Below are 16,318 nucleotides of genomic sequence, written 5' to 3' on the forward strand. Positions count from 1 at the left end.
TCTAGACTCGCCCCATGCCCGACGACTCCGCTCCGCTGCCCGCGCCCGGGTGGTACCCGCACCCGGCCGACCTCGGCTCGGAGCTCTACTGGGACGGCGCGGCGTGGACGGACCGGTCCCGTCCGTCCTCCTCGGCGCCCGCTCCCGCCTACGGCACGCCCCCGGGCGCTCCGGAGCAGGAGCTGTACGCCTATCCGTCCGCCCCGTCCTCCGCGGCGGGCCGCAACCCCATGGCGATCGCGAGCCTCGTGCTCGGCGTCCTGAGCCTGCTGATCAATCCGCTGCTGATCCCCTCGATCCTCGCCGTCGTCTTCTCGGCGAAGGGCCGGGCGGCCGCACCGCTCGTCGGAGGCGGTCGCGGGCTCGCGACGGCCGGACTCGTCACCGGGATCCTCGGTCTGGTGTCGGGCGTCTTCACCATCGTCGGCAACCTCTCGGCCGGGGTCCCCGGCCTGACCGGCTGACCGGGGTGCCGCGGCCCTCGACGCCCCGATGACCGCGCGCCGGAGCGCTCCCTGGCTCCTCGTCGTGGCGGTCGCCCTGGTCGCGCTGGTCCTGCGCGGTCCGATCGTCGCCGTCGCGCCCATCATCGACGCGGTGCGCGAGGACCTCGCGCTGTCCGCGGGCCAGGCGGGGATCCTCACCAGCATCCCCGTGCTCTGCTTCGCCCTGGCGACTCCGCTCGCCCTCCTGGTGATCCGCCGCGCGGGACCCGACGCCGCCGTGACCGTCACGGTGATCGGCGTCGCGCTCGGCACGATCGTCCGATCGATCGGCGACGTGGGACCGGCCGTGGCGGGCACCATCCTGATCGGCGTCTCCATCACGATCGGCAACGTCGTCCTCCCCGTCGTGATCCGGCGGGACGTCGCTCCCGAGCGCGTCGACCTCACGACGGGCGTCTACACCGCGGCCCTCAACATCGGCTCGACGATCACCTCGCTCGGCACCGCTCCGCTCGCTCTAACCCTCGGCTGGCGAGGCGCCCTGCTCGTCTGGCTCGCCCTCAACGCCCTCGCTCTGGCCGGCTGGCTCGTGGCCGTGGGGCCTCGGGCGGCCCTGCGTCCGACTCCCCGCCCGTCCCGCGCCGACCGCGCACCGGCCGCACCGGCTCCGCGGATCTTCCGCAGCGCGACCGTGCTGGCGCTCGCGCTCTGCTTCTCGAGCCAGGCGTTCTCGTACTACGGAGTGACGGCGTGGCTCCCCTCGCTGCTCGTCGACCGCAACGGCTTCTCGATCGCGACCGCGGGCGCGAGCGCCTCGGTGTTCCAGCTCGCCGCGGTCGCCGGCGCCCTCGGCGTCCCGCTCCTGGTCCGGAGGCTCGGACCCCTGGGGAGCATCGTGCTCGTCGGCCTCCTCTGGTGCACAGTGCCGGCGGGGCTGCTGCTCGCCCCGCAGCTCTGGGCGCTCTGGTGCGTGCTGGGCGGCGCGGCCCAGGGCGGAGGATTCACGGTGGTCTTCGTGCTCGTCGTGCGGCTCTCCCGCTCCGACGCCCACGCGTCGCGGCTCTCGGCCACGGTGCAGGGGATCGGCTACGCCGTGGCCGCCACCGCCCCGACCGTCATCGGGTTCGCGCACGACGCGAGCGGCGGCTGGGAGGCTCCGCTGCTGACCGTCCTCGCCGCGACCTGCTCCTTCCTCCTCTTCGGCACCCTCGCCGCTGCGCGCCAGCGCCGGGCCTGACCCGCGACACGACCGGCCGCGCCGTCAAGGGGGCCGTCCGACGACTGTCGGCCCCGTAGCGTGTCCGCATGGCCGAGCAGAGCACGACCCGCGAGAAGACAGCGCCCGATCCCGACGATTCCCGGAAGCCCGACGACGTCACCGACATCACCAAGCGCTCCTGGTTCTACGTCCTCAAGAAGACGGCCCGCGAGTTCGGCGCGGACCAGTGCACCGACCTCGCCGCCGCGCTCACCTACTACGCCGTGCTCGCGCTCTTCCCCGCCCTGCTCGCGATCGTGTCGGTGCTGGGGCTCTTCGGCCAGGCGCAGGCCACCACTGATCTGGTGCTCGACCTGATCGGGAACCTCGCGTCGAGCGAGGTCGTCGACCTGCTGCGCGACCCGATCCAGGCGCTGACCAGCTCCTCCGCCGCGGGTCTCGCCTTCGTGACCGGTGTCGTCGGAGCGATCTGGTCCGCCTCCGGCTACGTCGGCGCCTTCGGCCGCGCGATGAACCGCGTCTACCAGATCGACGAGGGGCGCCCCTTCTGGAAGCTCCGCCCGACGATGCTCGGCGTGACCGTGGTGACGGTCGTCCTGATCGTGATCGCGGCGCTCATCCTCGTGCTCAGCGGACCGGTCGCGACCGCCGTCGGCGACGTCGTGGGCCTCGGCCCCGCCGCCCTCACCGTGTGGAACATCGCGAAATGGCCGGTGCTCGTGGTCATCGCGATCGTGATCGTCGCGATCCTGTACTACTGGGCGCCCAACATCCGCCAGCCGAAGTTCCGCTGGATCAGCATCGGATCGATCGTCGCCCTGGCGATCTGGCTGATCGCCTCGACCGGCTTCGCGTTCTACGTGGCCAACTTCTCCAACTACAACAAGACCTACGGCTCGCTCGGCGCGGTGATCGTCTTCCTCCTCTGGATCTGGATCACCAACATCGCCCTGCTCTTCGGCGCGGAGTTCGACGCCGAGCTCGAGCGCGGACGCGAGCTGCAGGCGGGCATCGAGGCGGAGGAGACCATCCAGCTCCCCCCGCGCGACACCGCCGCGAGCGACAAGAAGGCGGCCGTGCACGAGAAGGACGTCCGCGACGGACGCTGGCTGCGCCTGGCGAGCGAGAACCGCAGCGACGAGGGCGCGGCCCAGGACGACGAGGCCGCGAAGAAGAAATGACTCAGGACTCGGACGACCAGAGCGCGCGGTAGTAGGCCGCGCGCTCGTCGTCCGGATCCGCTCCGTACTCCGCGAGGAGCAGCGGGGTGTGGCCGGGGCCGTAGTTCCAGCCGAGGCTGACCGCGGCGACCGCCAGATCCGCCCAGCGGTCGCCCACCCCCAGGTCGCCGACGTCGACCGTGCCGCTCCAGCGTCCGTCGTCGTCGACCAGCGTGTTCGGAGCGCACGCGTCGCCGTGCACCACGACGGGGTCCACGAGCTCCGGAGCCGCGCCGAGCGCCGACGGCCGGCGCGCGAACCAGGAGTCGCCGCGCAGCTCCTCGGGCACCGCGTCGACGGGGAGCGCGTGGACCGCCCGCAGGCCGGCCGCGATCGCGCGGACGGCCTCCTCCGGCCGGGCTGTCCACTTCGGATCGACGGCGCTCCGCCCGGGCAGCGGTGCGGTGAGGAGCCACTGCCCCTCCTCGTCCTCGCCCGCCTCCAGGATCCGGGGCGCGTCGATCCGCCCCTCCAGCCAGCGCAGACGCGCGATCTCGCGACGGAGGTCGACGCCCGTGGACCGGGGATTCCACTTCAGGTACCCGGCGTCCACGCGGAAGGTCAGCCCGTCGAGCTCGTTGCGCCAGACGAGCGCCGGATCGGTGCCGCCGTTCAGGCGCCTCGCCGGCGACGGGATCCGGACGCCCTCGAGCGAGGACTGCCGTGCGAGGTCGGGACCGCTCATGCCTCCAGGGTAGGCGCCCCGATCCTGAGAGGATCCGCATGCCGCGGACCGCGCCACCCGCCTCCTCCGAGCAGCGCGCCCTTACCCTGACGGGCGTGCCGGAGCAGCCGCCCGGCACGATCCGGTGACGAGGGAGCCCCCGTGACGCAGAGCGACGACGACCGCGGGCCCGCGCAGCCCGACTTCTCGAAGGAGCAGGAGGGCTACCGTCCCGGGCTCAAGCCCCGGCAGCTGCAGATGATCGCCATCGGCGGCGCGATCGGCACCGGCCTCTTCCTCGGCGCGGGCGGCCGACTCGCCACCGCCGGTCCCTCGCTCGTCGTCGTGTACGCGGTCTGCGGCGTCTTCGCCTACCTGATCCTCCGCGCGCTCGGCGAGCTGGTCCTGCACCGGCCGAGCTCGGGCTCCTTCATCTCCTACGCCCGCGAGTTCCTGGGCGAGAAGGCCGCCTTCGTCGCCGGATGGATGTACTTCCTGAACTGGGCGATGACCGCGATCGCCGACGTCACCGCGGTGGCCCTGTACGTGAAGTACTGGTCGCTCTTCTCCTCCGTGCCCCAGTGGCTCCTCGCACTCATCGCCCTGGTCGTCGTGCTCTCGCTGAACCTTGTCTCGGTCAAGGTCTTCGGGGAGCTGGAGTTCTGGTTCGCGCTCATCAAGGTCACGGCGCTGGTGGTCTTCCTGGTGATCGGCGTCGTCGTGCTCGCCGCGGGCTGGCCGCTGCAGTCCGGCGGCGTCGCCGTGGACCCCGGGATCAGCCTCTGGAACGACAACGGCGGCATCCTGCCCGGCGGCCTGATCGCCAGCGTCCTGGTCGTCCAGGGCGTGGTGTTCGCCTACTCCGGAGTCGAGCTGGTCGGCACGGCGGCGGGCGAGACCGCGGAGCCGGCGAAGGTCATCCCGCGCGCCATCAACTCGGTCATCCTGCGCATCGCCGTCTTCTACGTCGGCTCGGTGCTGCTGCTGACGCTGCTGCTGCCCTACACGGCCTACTCGAAGGGCGAGAGCCCGTTCGTCACGTTCTTCAGCTCGCTGGGCGACGGCTCCTCGGGCGAGATCGCCGGATCGATCATGAACTTCGTCGTGCTGACGGCCGCGCTCTCCAGCATCAACGCCGGGCTCTACTCGACCGGCCGCATCCTCCGCTCCATGGCGCTCAACGGCTCCGCCCCCGCCTTCACCGGCCGTATGAACAAGCAGGGCGTCCCCTACGGCGGCATCCTGCTCACAGCGAGCATCACCCTGATCGGGATCGTGCTGAACCTCTTCGTGCCGTCCGAGGCCTTCGAGATCGTCCTCAACGTCTCGGCGCTGGGCATCGTCACGGGCTGGGGCATGATCGTCCTCTGCCAGATGCAGCTGCAGCGCTGGGCAGCCCAGGGGCGCCTGGAGCGCCCGTCCTTCCGGATGCCCGGCGCCCCGGTGACCTCGTGGCTCACCCTGGCGTTCCTGGTGATCGTGGTAGTCCTCATCGCCGTCGACTTCCCGACCGGCACCTGGACCGTGGGGATCGTCGCGGTGGTCGGCGTGCCCGCCCTGATCGTGGGCTGGCACGTCGCGAAGCCGCGCATCCTGGCGATCGCGTCCGCCCGTGACGGCTTCACCGGCGCCCACCCCGTGATCGCCGCCCGTCCGGCCTCCGAGGCCAAGCGCGACGGGAACGAGCGGCGCCGCGAGTAGGGCGGGTCAGCGCCGGCGGAGGTAGCGCAGGAGCAGCGTGTCGCCGGCGCTGAGCACGTGCGCCAGGTGCTGCGGGCGCGGTCCGGGAACGTCGCCGCGGGCGAGCCTCCCGGAGTCCCCCGCCTCGAGCGTCGGAGCGACGGTCAGGCAGAGCTCGTCGACGGCGTCCGCGGCGAGCAGGGTCCCGAGCAGCGACGGACCGCCCTCGCAGTGGATCCTGCCGAGCCCCCGCTCCGCGAGCTGCGCCCGCATCCGCGTCGCGTCGAGCTCTGCGTCGCCGCAGACGAGCACGTCGGCGACCTCGGCGAGCTCCGCGCGGCGGCGGGCCGGCGAGGAGCCGGTGGTCACGACGGCCGGGCGCACCGGCGCCTCGGTGAAGATCCGCGAGGCGGGATCGAGGTCGAGCGACCCCGAGACGATCGCGAAGACGGGCTGCGGGGCGAGCCCGGTGCCGAGCCGCGCCCGCACGGACTCGTCGCTCAGCACCATCGGGCCGTAGCCCTCGGTCCGCACCGTGCCGGCCGCGACGAGCACGACGTCGGCGAGCCGGCGGAGCAGGTCGAACACGCGCAGGTCCGCCGCTCCCCCGAGATCGCCCGAGACGCCGTCGCGGGTGACCGCTCCGTCGACGCTCGCGACGAAGTTGCCCCGGAGCCACTCCTCGCCCGCCCCGTCCGCGTAGAGGGCCAGCAGAGCCTCGTCGGACAGGTCCTGCCCGGCCGGCGACAGGCCGTCGATGCGGGCGCTCACGCCGCCGGCTCCACGTTGTGGCGGAGGAAGGCGGGCGCCCGCCAGCCCAGCACCGCCTCCGTCATCCGCACGGCGTCCACCGCCTGGCGCACGTCGTGCATGCGCACGATCCGCGCACCGTTCAGGATGCAGATCACCGCGGCGGCGAGGGAACCCTCGAGGCGCTCCCCCTGCGGCCGGTCCAGCGCCTCGCCGATGAAGTCCTTGTTGGACACCGCGGCGAGCACCGGGAAGCCGAGCGCGGCCACCTCGCCCAGCCGGCGGGTGAGCTCGAGCGTGTGCAGGGTGTTCTTGTTCAGGTCGTGACCCGGATCGACGATGATCCTCCCGGCAGGCACTCCACCCGAGAGCGCGCGATCGACGCGGCTCCGCAGATGGTCGACCACGGTCGCCACGACGTCGTCGTACTCGGGTCTCTCCGGCTCGCTGCGGGGGGCGCCCACGCTGTGGGTGATGACGAGCTGGGCGGAGGAGGAGGCGACGACCTCGAGCATCCGGGGGTCGTGCAGCCCGCTCGTGTCGTTGATGACGGAGGCGCCCGCGGCGATGCTCGCGCGCGCGACCTCGGCGCTCGTCGTGTCCACCGAGACGACCACGTCGCTCCGCTCCGCGATGCCCGCCACGACGGGGACCACCCGGTCGAGCTCCTCCTGGAGCGTGACGGCGGGGCCGCGGCCGAACGGCACTCCGCCGATGTCGACCCAGTCGGCGCCGAGCTCCGCGGCGCGCACGGCGGCCGCGATGGCGCTGTCCAGGGCGAAGGTGGAGCCCTTGTCGTAGAAGGAGTCGGGCGTGCGGTTCACCACCGCCATCACGGCCACCTGCCGCTCGAAGTCGAACTCTCGTCCGCCGATGTGCCGCGTGGTCATGGGCGCGTCCCTCCCGCTCGGAGCGCCGGGAGAAAGCCGGCGCCGCTCACCCTAGACGAGCGGAGTCGGCGGAGGCTGGAGCGGGCCGCCCTCGAGCAGCGCCTGGAAGAGGACGTGGTCCTGCCACTCCCCGGCGATCCGCAGGTAGCGCCGCGCGACGCCGATCCGCTCGAAGCCGTTGCGCTGCAGCACGGTCTGCGATCCGACGTTGTGGAGGAGCGTCCCGGCCTGCACGCGGTGCAGCCCCAGATCCTCACGCGCGGTGCGCAGGACGGCTCCGACCGCGCGGGTCATCACGCCGCGGCCCTGCAGACCGCTGTCGAGCCAGTAGCCGAGATCGCCGCTGTCGAAGGCGCCGCGGACGATGTTCGCGAGAGTCAGCCGACCGACGATCACGCCGCCCGCGTCGAGGACGAGCGGGAGGACGCTGCCGGCCCGGTGCGCGGCGAGCGCGTCCGCGACGGCGTCGGTCTGGCCCCCCGCCTCGAAGAAGCGGGTCGAGCCTCGGCTCCCAGGGCGCGAGGTGCCGGCGGTTGCGCCGGTACGCGGCGGCGAGGGCCGGTCCGTCGTCCCGCGAGACGAGCCGCAGGAGGGTGCCCTGGTCGTCGACGGGGATCGGGGCGGGCATCCTGCGAGGGTAGCGCCGGAGCCGGGAACGACAGAACCCCCGGCCAGGGGCCGGGGGTTCTCGTGGTGGGCGATACTGGGATCGAACCAGTGACCTCTTCCGTGTCAGGGAAGCGCGCTACCGCTGCGCCAATCGCCCGTTGCTCCGTGCGGAGCGCCTCGTTCGGTGAACGATCGAGGTGGATACGGGATTCGAACCCGTGTATACGGCTTTGCAGGCCGCTGCCTCGCCTCTCGGCCAATCCACCGTGTACGGGATTCGGTGTCGGCGGCCCGAGGGCCGACCAGGTGGGAGGCACCCGAGGGTGCCGTCCCGATGACGCCGGTCCGAGGACCGGTGTTCGAGCGGATGACGAGATTCGAACTCGCGACCCTCACCTTGGCAAGGTGATGCGCTACCGCTGCGCCACATCCGCATGTAGGTCGTACTGGTGTTGCCGTTTTGCGTGTCGTGCTGTCTTGCTGTCTGTCCGGCGCTTTCGCTGCCCGGCTCGACCTAGAAGAATGTATACGACAGCGGCGCCGGAATCCAAATCGAGCGGACGCCGATCCCGCCGCTCGGAGTCCGATCCGCGTCTTTCCGCGCGAAACCGGCTCGTCGCCGTCCGTTCACCCGGGCGTGGCGGGCGTCGGCGGTGCATCCGGGCCCCGCGGATCCGCTACGATCGTCTCTCGGGTCGTCCAGCACGTCCCCCTGGGCGATTGGCGCAGTTGGTAGCGCGCTTCCTTCACACGGAAGAGGTCATCGGTTCGAGTCCGGTATCGCCCACCCTCACCCCCGGTCCGTGCTCACGCACTCGGCCGGGGGTTCTCTCGTGCCGCCGCGGTCGTCCTCGGCCTCGCAGCGCCCAGTCGAAGGAGCCGACCCGCGATGATGGGCCGCCCGCACGCCGTGTCCGGTGCGCTCGCCTGGGCCGTCGCCGCCTCCGTGCCCGCCGTCGCCGGGCCCCTCGGCCTCGCGGGTCTCCCGCTCGACCTCCGACTGGTCGGCCTCGGAGTCGCCGCCGGCTGGGCCCTTGTGCCCGACGCGGACCACGCGAGCGCGACCGTCTCCCGCTCGGCGCCGGGCGCCTCCCTGCTCACGGCGACCGCGGGCCGGATCAGCGGAGGGCACCGGCACGGGATGCACTCGCTGCTCGCGGTCGCCGTCGTCTGGTACCTGGTGCCGGTGCTCACGGCGCTGCGCTTCCCGGTGCCGGTCGTCGGCCCCGTCGCCGTGGCCGCCGTGCTCACGCTGCCCGCCCTCGCGTTCGCCGCGAAGGCCGTCCGGGCCGCCCCCTCCTGGCGCATCGCCTGGGCCGGGGCGACGGTCGTCACGGTCCTGCTCGTCGTGCTCGCCGACGGCACCTGGGCGTGGCTCCGGGTCGCCGCGACGCTGGGCTACCTCGTGCACGTGGCCGGCGACGCCCTCACGACCGGCGGGATCAACTGGCTGTGGCCGCTGCGCGTGCGCCTGCCGCGGCGCCTGCGCCGGACACCGCTGCGCCACGTCTGGACCACCGGAGGCTACGCCGCGCTGCCCGTCCTGGGCTCCTCCGGGTCCTGGCGCGAGACGGTCCTCTACTGGCTCATGTCCGCGGCGACGATCGTGCTCACCGCCTCGATGATCACGGCCGAGCTGCTGTAGCCCGGGGCGCCCTCCTCAGAAGACCTTCCCCGGGTTCATGATCCCCAGCGGGTCGAACACGGCCTTGATCCCGCGCTGGAACGCCAGCGAGTCCTCGCCCAGCTCCTCCGCCAGCCAGCGCCGCTTGAGCAGTCCCACGCCGTGCTCGCCCGTGAGCGTGCCGCCGAGGGCCAGGGCCGTGCGGAAGAGCTCCGCCGCGGCGCCCCAGACGTCCTCCCCCACGGGTCCGTCCCCCGCGGGCAGCACGAAGTTCGGATGGAGGTTCCCGTCCCCCGCGTGGGCGACGGTGGGGATGCTGAGCCCCGTCCGCTCCTCGATGCCGCGGATCGCCGCGAACATCGCCGGCAGCGCCGAGCGGGGCACGCAGACGTCCTCGATCAGCACCCGGCCCTCCGCCTCGAGCGCCGGGTGGAAGGCCCGGCGGACGGCCAGCAGAGCCTCGCCCTCGGCCGGGTCCTCGGTCGCCTCGGCGGCGCCCCCGGAGGCGGTCACGATCTCGAGGACGCGCTGCGACTCCTCCGCCGCTCCTCCGCCGTCCGTCTGGACGAGGAGGTAGGCGGCACCGCGGTCCAGGCTCGCTCCGGTGTAGCGCGAGATCGCGGCGAGCGCCGCCTCGTCCATCAGCTCCATCACCGCGGGACGGAGCCGCGCGGCGGTGATCGCGGCGGAGGCGGCGGCCGCGGCGACGACGCTCGGGAAGTACGCGCCGACCGTGACCACGCGCCCGGTCGGGATCGGGCGGAGCTTCACGGTGGCCTCCACGATGACGCCCAGCGTCCCCTCGGAGCCGGTCAGGAGCGCGGTGAGGTCGTACCCGGTGACTCCCTTCACGCTGCGGCGGCCGGTGCGGAGCAGTCGTCCGTCGGGGAGGACGACCGTCAACCCGAGCACCGCTTCCCGGGTCACGCCGTACTTGGCGCACAGCAGCCCCCCGGCGTTCGTCGCGATGTTGCCGCCGATGCTCGAGATCGCGCGGCTCGCGGGGTCGGGCGAGAAGACGAGGCCGTGCGGAGCGACGGCGTCCGACAGCGCCTGATTGATGACCCCGGGCTCGACGACCGCCAGCTCGTCCTCGAGCGACACCTCGAGGATGCGGTCCATCGCGGCGGTCGAGAGGACGAGCGCTCCCTCGCTCGCCACTCCCCCGGCAGCGAGGCCCGTTCCCGCTCCGCGCGGCACGACCGGGAGCCGGTGCTCCGTCGCTATGCGCAGCGCCGCCTGCACGTCCTCGACCGAGCGGGCAGCGACGAGCGCGAGCGCGCGACCCGGTGCGGAGAAGCCCGACTTGTCGGTGTGCACGGCCTCGAACCCGGGGCCCTCGGTCAGGACCGCGTCGCCGAGCGCGTCGCGCAGCTGTCGGAGGATCTCGTGGTCGTGCATGGTTCACTCCGTGCGGTCGCGGGCGGGTCCTGCCGATCCTTCCACGGGCGCGGGGCAGGATGGCGGGATGACCAGAGAGACGCGATGGCCGCGGTGACGAGCGCGGGGATCCTGCTGCACCGCGAGGGCCCCTCCGGCACCGAGGTGTTCCTCGGGCGGATGGGCGGCCCCTTCTGGACCCGGCGCCCCCGCGCGTGGACGATCCCGAAGGGCGTGCACACGGGCGACGAGACGCCGCTGGACGCCGCGCGCCGAGAATTCGAGGAGGAGACCGGCGCTCCTCCGCCCGTCGGGGAGCTGACCCTCCTCGGCGCGTTCCGGCAGAGCGCGGCCAAGACCGTCACCGTCTTCGCCGGGCGCGGACTCGCGGACACCGCCTTCGTCGCGAGCAACACCTTCGAGCTGGAGTGGCCGCGGGGCTCCGGCGTGCTGCGCAGCTTCCCCGAGCTGGAGGACGCCCGGTGGCACCCGCTCGGCGAGGCCCGCTCGCTGGTGGTGGCCGGGCAGGTCGCCGCCCTCGACGCGCTGGCCGAGCTGCTGGCGGATCCGGACGGCGAGGACCGGGCCGGCACCGCCCCCTAGTCGGCGGTCGCGTAGACCCGCAGGCCCAGCGGCACGATCCGCACCACGGCCTCGTCGAATCCGTCGCGGGAGCCGTCGAAGCGCTCGGTCTCGCCGTCGTGCGCCCACTCGGGGTCGTCCCCCGCGGGCCGGCGCGCGCCGACGGTGATCTCCGGCGTCGAGAACGACTCCACCACCGGTGCCCGCCAGCCGGGCACACGGCCGACCACCGGGGTCGCCGTACGGCCGAGCAGGAGCGAGAACGCTCCCCGGGTGCGCGGAGTCCGTCCTGAGTGCAGGATGCGCACGTCGAGGTGGCCGTCGTCGAGCCGACGCCGGGCGAGCGGGGCGGCCGTGCGCGGGTGCTCCTGGTTCACCCCGACGAAGTACGACCAGACGAGCTGCGTGCGCCCGTCGCGCCGGAGCTCGAACGGATCGGTGCGCCGCACGACCGAGAGGGCCGCGATCACGGCGGCGAGCGGCTTCCCGATCCGCTTCTCGCGCTTCTCGCGGGCCGCGACGAACTCCGGGTAGACGCCGATCGAGACCGTGTTGAGCACCGTGACCGGGTCTCCCCCGTCCGCGACGACCTCGGCCACGTCGACGTCGCGGCGCTCGCCGATCGTCGCCGCGTCGAGCGCGTCCTGGACGGTGAGCAGCCCCAGCGCCTTCGCGAAGTGGTTCATGGTCCCGCCCGGCAGCACGAGCAGCGTCATCCCCTCGGCGCGGGCGAGAGCGGCACCGACCGACATGGTCCCGTCCCCGCCGTAGATCCCGAGCACCCGGGGCGGAGAGTCCCCCGAGCGCGCCTCGCGCACCACGTCGGCGAGGTCCTCCCCCTCGGTCAGCCGGTGCACGCGCGCCTTCGGGAACCGGGCCCGGACCAGCGGCTCGGGATCCGGGCGGTGCGAGTCCCGGCCCGCGCCGGGGTTGAGGACCACGAGGAGGGCGGCGCCGTCCCCCAGCGGGCTGCGGTCGACGGGGGGCCGGGTCGCGCGCTCCGAGACGGGCACGTGGCGCGGCTCGGCCGGCAGGACGGCTCGGCCGACGACCGCGACCGCCGCGCCGAGCGCCGCGCCGCCGAGGACGTCCGAGAGCCAGTGGACGCCGACGTGCAGGCGGGAGAAGGCCACGGCGGCGGCGAGCGGGGCGACCGCCGCCCCCACTCGGGGCGACTCGAGCGCGACCCCGGCGGCGAAGGCAGCGGCGCTCGCCGCGTGCCCCGAGGGGAAGGACGCCGACATCGGCACCGTCGCCAGGCGCCGGCCGACCGGGACGTCGACGAGGAGCGGCCGGTCGCCGCCGAACACGCGCTTGCCGACCAGGTTCGCGAGCGCGCTGGCCGCGGCGAGCGAGGCGGTCCCCCGCAGAGCCTCGCGGGGACGGCCCGCCAGGAGCAGCAGAACGCCGACGCCGGCCCAGAGGACTCCGTGGTCCGCGGCCCGGGAGAGCCCCACGAGCGCCCCGTCGACGACGGGCGACGGGCGACGGGCGTTCAGCCGCCGGGCCGCACGAGCGTCCGCCCGGCGCACGACGCGCGGGACGGTGACGAGTCGGCGGAGCAGGACGGACGGGGGTCGGGTTCCGCGGAGGGCCATGCGCTCAGCGTAGGAGGAGGCGCCTCCGCGGTCCCTGGACCGGTCGATGGCGCGCTACACCTCGCCGAAGCCCGACTCGACCAGATCGCCGAGCCGGCCGACCGCCTCCTGTGCCTGCGGCCCCGACGCCGAGAGGACGACCTCGTCCCCGCGGTCGAGCCCCAGCGACATCACGCCGAGCAGGCTCGTGGCGTCCTTGCCGTTCGCGTCGATCCGGGCGTCGAAGGTGGCGGCGAGCGTGACGAAGTCGGCCGCGGGACGGGCGTGCAGGCCGTTCGGGTTGATGAGGCGGACGCGGCGCTGCACGCGCTCGTCACCGGGCGAGGCCTCCTCGGCGGGAGCAGCGAGCGTCTCGACCCGGGCCGACTCCGCGGCGGCGAGCACCTCGTCCAGCGACGCCCCCGTGCCCGCGGCGACGGCGGCCGCGACCGCCCCCTCCACCAGCGGGGCGTCGGCGATCCGGACCCGGGCGCGCGCGTCGTCGTCGAGGAACTCGACCGCGGTCTCCGCCGTCATGATCGCCGAGCCGAGGTCGCAGAGGACGACGACCCCCTCGCCGGAGTCCGCTTCCGCCAGGGCCGCCGTGATGCGGTCGAAGCTGGTGCCGATGCCGCCGTCGTCCGTCCCGCCCGCGGCGACCAGCGCGACCGAGGCCGCCATCTGCTCCGCGAGCTCGACCAGCCCCTCCGCCAGCTGCGCGCTGTGCGAGACCAGGACCAGCCCGACGCTCACGCCGCCGCCTCGGCTGCTGCGCGGAGCAGGAGAACGGTCGACACGCTGCCGGGATCTCGGTGCCCGATGGCGCGCTCGCCGAGGTAGCTGGCGCGTCCCTTGCGGGCGACCAGCGGGTCCGTCGACTCCGCTCCCTTCTGCGCCGCCTCCGCAGCCGCGGCGAGGACGTCGGCCGGAGCCGCTCCCTCCTCGGCGGCGGCCGCGGCCGCGTCGACCGCCGGCGTCCACGCGTCCACCATCGTCTTGTCGCCCACCTCGGCCTTGCCGCGGAGCACGATGCCGTCCCTCGCCGCGGCCAGGAGAGCTGCGACGTCAGCGCCCTCGAGCGCGTCCTCGCCCGCGACCGCGGCGGAGGCCTTCAGGAACGCCGTGCCGAACAGCGGGCCCGAGGCGCCGCCGACGGTGGAGATGAGCGTCGTCGCGACCAGCTTGAGCACGTCCGCCGGGAGCCCCTGCTCCGGCGCCCCGTCCAGCTTCGCGACCACGGCCTGGAAGCCGCGGTCCATGTTCTCGCCGTGGTCCCCGTCGCCGATCGCCCGGTCGAGCGTGATCAGCTCGACCCGGTGCTCCGCGATCGACTCGGCGGCGCGGCGGATCCACGCCGTCGCCCACGCCGCGTCGAGCCCGGCTCCCTGTGCGTCCTGCATGGTCGTCTCCTCCTCGTGGGCCGCTCCTGCGGCTGTCGTTCCGGTCATGGTGTGCGCGCGGGCGCTCAGCGTCCCCACCGCAGCGCCGCGGTCTGCACCGGGGAGTCCCACAGCTCGGTCAGGGCGTCGTCGAGCTTGAGGACGGTGAGCGAGAAGCCCTGCATCTCGAGCGACGTCGTGTAGTTGCCGACGAGGCTGCGTGCGACGGTGATCCCCTTCTCGGCCAGCGCCTCGGCTGCGCGGCGGTAGGCGAGGTACAGCTCGATCTGCGGCGTGCCGCCCATGCCGTTCACCAGGAGCAGCACCTCGTCCCCGGAGGAGAACGGCAGGTCCTCCAGGATCGGGCCGAGGATCCGGTCGACGATGCGGTCGGCCGGCTCCAGCGCGATCTTCTCCCGGCCGGGCTCGCCGTGGATGCCGATGCCGATCTCGATCTCGTCCTCGCCCAGCTCGAAGCTCGGCTCGCCCGCGTGCGGGACGATGCACGGCGTGAGGGCGACGCCCATCGAGCGCACGTTGGCGATCACCGTCTCGGCGATCGTCGCGACCTCGTCGAGGGAGTCGCCCCGCTCGGCCGCCGCGCCCGCGATCCGCTCGACCAGCACGGTGCCGGCCACGCCGCGGCGGCCCGCGGTGTAGAGCGAGTCCTTCACCGCGACGTCGTCATCGACGATCACGCTGCGCACCTCGATCCCCTCGGCGCCGGCGAGGTCGGCCGCGGTCTCGAAGTTCAGGACGTCGCCCGTGTAGTTCTTCACGATGTGCAGCACACCCGCGCCGCCGTCGACGGCCTGCGTGGCCGCGACGATCGGGTCGGGCGTGGGCGAGGTGAAGACGGGACCGGGGACGGCGGCGTCCAGCATCCCGAATCCGACGAAGCCCGCGTGCAGCGGCTCGTGCCCGCTGCCGCCTCCGCTGACGATGCCCACCTTGCCCGAGCGGGGCGCGTCGGCCCGCACCACGAACAGGGGATCCGACACCACCCGGACCAGGTCGGCGTGCGCCAGGCCGAAGCCGGCCACCGACTCCGTGACGACGTTCTTCGGGTCGTTGATGAGCTTCTTCATCGAGGTCTCCTCCAGGATCGGGCCACCACTCGGGCGTCCCGTGACCTGCGGGCGATCCGGCGCGTGGTGGATCGCCGCCCGCACCGTCGCGGACAGCAGCCCCACGTTACGCCCTGCGCTCGCGCCTACGGCAGCGGGACGACGGCGCGCTGCGTCTCGCGGACCCACTCCTCGAGCTTGGCCGTGGCGGCCCCGGAGTCGACGGCCTCCGCCGCGCGGTCCATCGACGTCCGCAGGCGCTCCAGGACGGGCGTGCGCACCAGGTCCGGGTCGCGCGCCAGGTCGAACGCCGCGAGGCCCGCGGCCGCGTTCAGAAGGACGATGTCGCGGACGGGGCCGCCGTCTCCCGCGAGCACCGAGCGCACCACGCTCGCGTTGTAGGCGGCGTCGCGGCCGCGCAGCTCGTCGATCCGGGCGCGGGGCAGGCCCAGGTCGCGCGGATCGAGGTCGTGCTCGACCACGGAGCCGCGCGACACCTCCCAGATGTGGCTGTGACCCGTGGTCGTGAGCTCGTCGAGGCCGTCGTCCCCGCGGAACACCAGAGCCGTCGCCCCGCGCGTCCGGAACACGCCGACGACCAGCGGCACCCGGTCGAGGTGCGCCACCCCGACCGCAGAGGCCTCGGGACGGGCCGGATTGCAGAGCGGGCCGAGGAAGTTGAACACCGTCGGCACGCCCAGCTCGGCGCGCACCGGACCGGCGTGCCGGAAGCCGGGGTGGAAGAGGGACGCGAAGACGAAGGCGATCCCCGTCCGCCGGAACACCTCGGCCACCCGCTCGGGGGAGAGGGAGAGGTCGACCCCGAGTGCCGCGAGCACGTCGGAGGAGCCGGAGGAGGAGGACGCGGCCTTGTTCCCGTGCTTCACGACGGGCGTGCCGGCGGCGGCCGCGATGATCGACGCGGTGGAGGAGATGTTGACGGTCCCGAAGCGGTCCCCGCCCGTCCCGACGATGTCCAGGGCCATCGGGTCCACGTCCAGCGGCACCGCGTGGTCGAGGATCGCGTCGCGGAAGCCGACGATCTCGTCGACGGTCTCGCCCTTCGCCCGGAGGGCCACCAGCAGTCCGGCGAGCTGCGCCGGAGTCGCCGCGCCCTCCATCACCTGCTCCATGGCCCACGTCGCCTCGGAGACGCTCAGATCGGAGGACTCGAGGAGTGCGCTGAGAACGTGCGGCCAGGACAGGGTTTCCGACATGGCTCCCAGATTAT

16 protein-coding genes and 4 tRNA genes are annotated in these 16,318 nt (G+C 73.6%); 7 read left to right on the forward strand and 13 right to left on the reverse strand.

Features of this window, described 5'->3' with window-relative positions:
* Window positions 1-14 precede the first annotated feature (14 nt).
* The 3 genes from C5C71_RS03460 to C5C71_RS03470 all read left to right on the forward strand — a co-directional run bounded on the left by C5C71_RS03460 (window position 15) and on the right by C5C71_RS03470 (window position 2,846).
* Window positions 15-464, forward strand: coding sequence for a DUF2510 domain-containing protein (locus C5C71_RS03460; protein ID WP_104267377.1), 450 nt, complete (start codon window positions 15-17; stop codon window positions 462-464).
* 28 nt (window positions 465-492) lie between these two features.
* Window positions 493-1,683 carry a CynX/NimT family MFS transporter gene (locus C5C71_RS03465; RefSeq protein WP_104269504.1) on the forward strand — a complete coding sequence of 397 codons (1,191 nt, stop codon included), beginning with the start codon at window positions 493-495 and terminating at the stop codon, window positions 1,681-1,683.
* A gap of 68 nt (window positions 1,684-1,751) precedes the next feature.
* Window positions 1,752-2,846: a YihY/virulence factor BrkB family protein gene (locus C5C71_RS03470; RefSeq protein WP_104239455.1), complete on the forward strand. Its 1,095-nt coding sequence runs from the start codon at window positions 1,752-1,754 to the stop codon at window positions 2,844-2,846.
* A gap of 1 nt (window position 2,847) precedes the next feature.
* On the opposite strand, the gene C5C71_RS03475 is transcribed toward C5C71_RS03470, so the two are convergent.
* Window positions 2,848-3,570 carry an aminoglycoside 3'-phosphotransferase gene (locus C5C71_RS03475; protein ID WP_104256166.1) on the reverse strand — a complete coding sequence of 241 codons (723 nt, stop codon included), beginning with the start codon at window positions 3,568-3,570 and terminating at the stop codon, window positions 2,848-2,850.
* A 141-nt stretch (window positions 3,571-3,711) separates the two neighbouring features.
* Between C5C71_RS03475 and C5C71_RS03480 the strand changes: the two genes are divergently transcribed.
* Window positions 3,712-5,250 (forward strand): amino acid permease, encoded by a 1,539-nt coding sequence (locus C5C71_RS03480; RefSeq protein WP_258065531.1) that lies wholly within the window; start codon window positions 3,712-3,714, stop codon window positions 5,248-5,250.
* Between the two features lie 6 nt (window positions 5,251-5,256).
* On the opposite strand, the gene C5C71_RS03485 is transcribed toward C5C71_RS03480, so the two are convergent.
* From C5C71_RS03485 to C5C71_RS03510, 6 genes are all read right to left on the reverse strand, one after another.
* A complete protein-coding gene (locus C5C71_RS03485; RefSeq protein WP_104337149.1) occupies window positions 5,257-6,000 on the reverse strand; it encodes a pyrimidine reductase family protein in 744 nt (247 codons plus the stop codon).
* Window positions 5,997-6,869 (reverse strand): dihydropteroate synthase, encoded by an 873-nt coding sequence (folP, locus tag C5C71_RS03490; RefSeq protein WP_104224638.1) that lies wholly within the window; start codon window positions 6,867-6,869, stop codon window positions 5,997-5,999. The genes C5C71_RS03485 and folP overlap by 4 nt, the downstream gene beginning before the upstream one ends.
* 51 nt (window positions 6,870-6,920) lie before the next feature.
* A complete protein-coding gene (locus tag C5C71_RS18050) occupies window positions 6,921-7,265 on the reverse strand; it encodes a GNAT family protein (RefSeq protein WP_308471737.1) in 345 nt (114 codons plus the stop codon).
* 295 nt (window positions 7,266-7,560) lie between these two features.
* A tRNA-Val gene (locus C5C71_RS03500) sits at window positions 7,561-7,635 on the reverse strand.
* 38 nt (window positions 7,636-7,673) lie between these two features.
* Window positions 7,674-7,744: transfer RNA gene (locus C5C71_RS03505), tRNA-Cys, on the reverse strand.
* A 96-nt stretch (window positions 7,745-7,840) separates the two neighbouring features.
* Window positions 7,841-7,912, reverse strand: a tRNA-Gly gene (locus C5C71_RS03510).
* 280 nt (window positions 7,913-8,192) lie between these two features.
* Here C5C71_RS03510 and C5C71_RS03515 point away from each other — a divergent pair.
* Window positions 8,193-8,265: transfer RNA gene (locus C5C71_RS03515), tRNA-Val, on the forward strand.
* A gap of 102 nt (window positions 8,266-8,367) precedes the next feature.
* The gene (locus C5C71_RS03520; RefSeq protein ID WP_104337150.1) at window positions 8,368-9,123 is read left to right on the forward strand and encodes a metal-dependent hydrolase; all 756 of its coding nucleotides are present in this window, start codon (window positions 8,368-8,370) and stop codon (window positions 9,121-9,123) included.
* A gap of 15 nt (window positions 9,124-9,138) precedes the next feature.
* Here the strand turns inward: C5C71_RS03520 and C5C71_RS03525 are convergent, their stop codons facing one another.
* Window positions 9,139-10,503, reverse strand: coding sequence for an FAD-binding oxidoreductase (locus tag C5C71_RS03525; RefSeq protein WP_104337151.1), 1,365 nt, complete (start codon window positions 10,501-10,503; stop codon window positions 9,139-9,141).
* An 84-nt stretch (window positions 10,504-10,587) separates the two neighbouring features.
* Between C5C71_RS03525 and C5C71_RS03530 the strand changes: the two genes are divergently transcribed.
* Window positions 10,588-11,085: an NUDIX domain-containing protein gene (locus C5C71_RS03530; protein WP_104337152.1), complete on the forward strand. Its 498-nt coding sequence runs from the start codon at window positions 10,588-10,590 to the stop codon at window positions 11,083-11,085.
* On the opposite strand, the gene C5C71_RS03535 is transcribed toward C5C71_RS03530, so the two are convergent.
* The 5 genes from C5C71_RS03535 to trpD all read right to left on the reverse strand — a co-directional run bounded on the left by C5C71_RS03535 (window position 11,082) and on the right by trpD (window position 16,304).
* Window positions 11,082-12,662 (reverse strand): bifunctional phosphatase PAP2/diacylglycerol kinase family protein, encoded by a 1,581-nt coding sequence (locus C5C71_RS03535; protein ID WP_104337153.1) that lies wholly within the window; start codon window positions 12,660-12,662, stop codon window positions 11,082-11,084. The genes C5C71_RS03530 and C5C71_RS03535 overlap by 4 nt on opposite strands.
* 54 nt (window positions 12,663-12,716) lie before the next feature.
* A complete protein-coding gene (dhaM, locus tag C5C71_RS03540) occupies window positions 12,717-13,394 on the reverse strand; it encodes a dihydroxyacetone kinase phosphoryl donor subunit DhaM (protein WP_104318963.1) in 678 nt (225 codons plus the stop codon).
* Window positions 13,391-14,041, reverse strand: a complete 651-nt coding sequence (gene dhaL, locus C5C71_RS03545) for a dihydroxyacetone kinase subunit DhaL (protein ID WP_104261619.1) — start codon at window positions 14,039-14,041, stop codon at window positions 13,391-13,393. Before dhaL ends, dhaM begins: the two co-directional genes overlap by 4 nt.
* A 65-nt stretch (window positions 14,042-14,106) precedes the next feature.
* Entirely contained in the window at window positions 14,107-15,108 is a 1,002-nt protein-coding gene (gene dhaK / locus C5C71_RS03550; RefSeq protein ID WP_104224645.1) for a dihydroxyacetone kinase subunit DhaK, read from the reverse strand.
* Between the two features lie 125 nt (window positions 15,109-15,233).
* Window positions 15,234-16,304 (reverse strand): anthranilate phosphoribosyltransferase, encoded by a 1,071-nt coding sequence (gene trpD, locus C5C71_RS03555; protein ID WP_104225357.1) that lies wholly within the window; start codon window positions 16,302-16,304, stop codon window positions 15,234-15,236.
* Between the last annotated feature and the right edge of the window lie 14 nt (window positions 16,305-16,318).

It is taken from the genome of Rathayibacter sp. AY1C1, from assembly GCF_002932105.1.
In the GTDB taxonomy this organism is placed as follows: Bacteria; Actinomycetota; Actinomycetes; order Actinomycetales; family Microbacteriaceae; genus Rathayibacter.

Bases quoted from the DNA above. Each gene is read 5' to 3' on its own strand.
- C5C71_RS03520 (WP_104337150.1), top strand. From the start codon at position 8,368: ATGATGGGCCGCCCGCACGCCGTGTCCGGTGCGCTCGCCTGGGCCGTC.
- C5C71_RS03470 (WP_104239455.1), top strand. From the start codon at position 1,752: ATGGCCGAGCAGAGCACGACCCGCGAGAAGACAGCGCCCGATCCCGAC.
- trpD (WP_104225357.1), bottom strand. From the start codon at position 16,304: ATGTCGGAAACCCTGTCCTGGCCGCACGTTCTCAGCGCACTCCTCGAG.
- folP (WP_104224638.1), bottom strand. From the start codon at position 6,869: ATGACCACGCGGCACATCGGCGGACGAGAGTTCGACTTCGAGCGGCAG.
- dhaL (WP_104261619.1), bottom strand. From the start codon at position 14,041: ATGCAGGACGCACAGGGAGCCGGGCTCGACGCGGCGTGGGCGACGGCG.
- C5C71_RS03530 (WP_104337152.1), top strand. From the start codon at position 10,588: ATGGCCGCGGTGACGAGCGCGGGGATCCTGCTGCACCGCGAGGGCCCC.
- C5C71_RS03460 (WP_104267377.1), top strand. From the start codon at position 15: ATGCCCGACGACTCCGCTCCGCTGCCCGCGCCCGGGTGGTACCCGCAC.
- dhaK (WP_104224645.1), bottom strand. From the start codon at position 15,108: ATGAAGAAGCTCATCAACGACCCGAAGAACGTCGTCACGGAGTCGGTG.
- C5C71_RS03475 (WP_104256166.1), bottom strand. From the start codon at position 3,570: ATGAGCGGTCCCGACCTCGCACGGCAGTCCTCGCTCGAGGGCGTCCGG.
- C5C71_RS03525 (WP_104337151.1), bottom strand. From the start codon at position 10,503: ATGCACGACCACGAGATCCTCCGACAGCTGCGCGACGCGCTCGGCGAC.
- C5C71_RS03535 (WP_104337153.1), bottom strand. From the start codon at position 12,662: ATGGCCCTCCGCGGAACCCGACCCCCGTCCGTCCTGCTCCGCCGACTC.
- C5C71_RS03465 (WP_104269504.1), top strand. From the start codon at position 493: ATGACCGCGCGCCGGAGCGCTCCCTGGCTCCTCGTCGTGGCGGTCGCC.